Source organism: Ilyobacter sp. (genome assembly GCF_041583315.1).
In the GTDB taxonomy this organism is placed as follows: Bacteria; Fusobacteriota; Fusobacteriia; order Fusobacteriales; family Fusobacteriaceae; genus Ilyobacter.
The window spans coordinates 1-2,687 of the sequence record NZ_JBFHGC010000405.1 but is presented as its reverse complement, the minus strand read 5'-3'; the positions used below and the strand labels follow the sequence as shown (position 1 = coordinate 2,687).

Here is a 2,687-nt window from a genome sequence, read left to right as displayed (position 1 = left end):
TTCATCTTCGCTCAATTCAGGATGACTTACCCAGTTTACATCCTCGCTGGCTTTCAGAAATTGTGCCACCTTTCTGGCATTTTCCACATGTCTCTCTATCCTTAGAGACAATGTCTCTATTCCCTGTAAAATCAGGAAAGAGCTGAAAGGTGAAAGTGCCGCTCCTGTATCCCTAAGAAGTTTTACTCTTGTCTTCAGTATGTAGGCAGAAGCTCCGAGGTCAGAATATTTTAACCCGTGATAACCTGGATCCGGTTCGTTAAAGGCTGTAAACTTCTCATTTTTCCAGTCAAACTTACCTCCGTCTACTATGAGACCGGCGATTGTAGTCCCGTGACCTCCCAGAAATTTTGTGGCAGAATATACTACGACATCCGCTCCGTGATCCAGTGGTCTCAAAAGGTAAGGTGTGGCAAAGGTGTTGTCCACAATAAGCGGAAGACCATATTCATGTGCTATCTCTGCTATCTTTTGGATATCTAATACTTCACCGCTGGGATTTCCCAGACTTTCGATGAATACTACCTTTGTTTTTTCGTTTATTAACTTTCTTATCTCCTCTGGGTTGGCAGGATCAAAGAATCTGGCCTTAATTCCAAAATCATTTATTGTATTTGAAAGAAGGTTAAAAGACCCTCCGTAAAGATTATTCGAAGCCACTATCTCGTCGCCGCATCTTGCCACATTTAAGATAGAATAAGTCACTGCAGAAGTTCCGGAAGCTACTGCCAGGGCCCCTACCCCTCCTTCTAAAAGAGCAATTCTCTCTTCTAGTACAGCTGTAGTGGGATTTCCTATTCTTGTATATATGTTTCCAGGCTCTTCTAAAGCAAAAAGTTTTGCCGCATGTTCTGTACTCTTGAAGTTGTAAGAAGTAGTCTGATAAATAGGCACAGCCCTTGATCCTGTAGTCGGGTCTGGTTGCTGTCCTCCGTGTAATTGTAAAGTTTCAAATTTGTAAGCCATGTTTTATTCCCCCTTGATTTATATGTTTAATAGTATTTATGCAAGTCTTCTTATGAGACTTCTATAAAAGTAAGATAAATTGGAGGCAATGGGTTTTTGGGTAAAAAAAAACCCTTTCATCTGTGTCAGATGAAAGGGTTGGTTACTCTAAAATTAGCCCTATTGCCATCTGTCAGGAATTAGCACCACACCTGAATAGGTAGGTTGCTGAGGTATCGCCGGGCCTGTCCCTACACCTCTCTTGATGGGTAAACCCTTTATTCAAGGATTTATGTATTTCTCTTTTGGTTCAAATGTTTCTCTGTTGTTGACAACTACTTTACCACAAAGCTAAAACAGTGTCAATATTTTTTTTGATGAGCTATGATATTCCAAATAAATAAACACTTATATGACCATATATCAGGCCAATAAAAATCTAGATTTTCATGAAGGCTGAAATTTCTGAAACCGGGATCTCAAAAGTTATTACTCCGGCTTCATAAGACGCCAGGGTATAGGGGTTGAATAGAATAACCAAAGAATCCTCTTTGAAATAAAAGCTGTATCCGTCGTCTGGGATATCAATATCGCTGTAATAAAGGTCCCCGCCGTATTTTATTATCTGTTCTTCCACCTTTTGTTTTATTAGACCTCTATAATTGATATTATTCTTAAACAGATCTTCTAGAAAGATCTCCCTTCCATCTTTAAAATTATACCCTTCCTCTAATACCATACCGTGCTTTCCTCCGGTATAATAAAAACTTTTTACTGAATAACTTTCAATTTGATTCTCATTTTTTATCTTTTTAAAATCACTTTTTAAAATAAATTTTGAGTTTTTTTCATCTGGATTCTCAAGAAAATTTCTCTTTGCTTCCATCTTTACCATTTCCATAAGGGCTGTGAAGCTCCCCTTTGCCCTGCTGCTAGAATCTCCAATATACTTTCCGTTACTATAAAAAACAGGGATTTTACCATCAACTATGAGAAGCTTATTCTCCAGTTTTACCTCAGAGCTTTTTGTTTCTGTTGCTAATACACCTTGAAAAGTGATAAATATAGCGATAAAAAATATTATCTTTTTCATACTTCAGCCTCCTAAATTCTCAGTAGATTATACTCTGAAAGCAACTGATGATTCAACTGTATATTTTTAAAATAAGTGGTTTCAAGCTCACTTCTCATATCATATTTTATATACTCTTTTATACTTTCCAGAGGTATTTTAAATTTTTTCCATCCGTCATAATAAGGGGGGGCTCCCTTCACTACTACCTCTACAACGAGATTTTTTCCATCAAAATAAAATCCTCCGTAATCCATATCCAATATGATATCGCCTAGATAAATATTAACAGACTCTCCTGTCTTAGTCTGACGCACCCTGTTACGAATCTCATTTTTAATAAAATTTTTCACCTGGTAGACTCCCTCTGATGGATTTATAAATATACTCTCACGAGAATAGAAGTTCCCGTCTACAGGAGAAAGAGTGTAACTATAGGTTTTTATATGGACGTCATAACCGTCTAAAAAATACCTGTTTTTTACAATCAACATAACCATTTTAGAGTCACTTACCCTAACTGTGTATTCTCCTTTAAGAATAACTTTAGGTTCTTTTGAATCTGTGAGTTCCCTGAAATTCTTCTTAGAGTCCTCTTCTATCTGTATCTCCATCTCCTTCAGACGGTCCATTATTTCTCTGTTTGTCTTGTCCACCTTGGCATCTCCTA

3 protein-coding genes and 1 riboswitch are annotated in these 2,687 nt (G+C 37.3%); all 3 genes read right to left on the bottom strand.

Features of this window, described 5'->3' with window-relative positions:
- The coding region (locus ABZA26_RS12100) for an O-acetylhomoserine aminocarboxypropyltransferase/cysteine synthase family protein (RefSeq protein ID WP_372714771.1) at positions 1 to 966 on the bottom strand (966 nt) is incomplete at its 3' end.
- Positions 967 to 1,128: 162 nt separating this feature from the next.
- Positions 1,129 to 1,217: riboswitch (SAM riboswitch) on the bottom strand.
- A gap of 167 nt (positions 1,218 to 1,384) precedes the next feature.
- Positions 1,385 to 2,038, bottom strand: a complete 654-nt coding sequence (locus ABZA26_RS12095; RefSeq protein ID WP_372714770.1) for a DUF3298 domain-containing protein — start codon at positions 2,036 to 2,038, stop codon at positions 1,385 to 1,387.
- An 11-nt stretch (positions 2,039 to 2,049) separates the two neighbouring features.
- Positions 2,050 to 2,687 (bottom strand): hypothetical protein (locus ABZA26_RS12090; protein ID WP_372714769.1); only part of this gene is annotated, 638 nt, incomplete at its 5' end.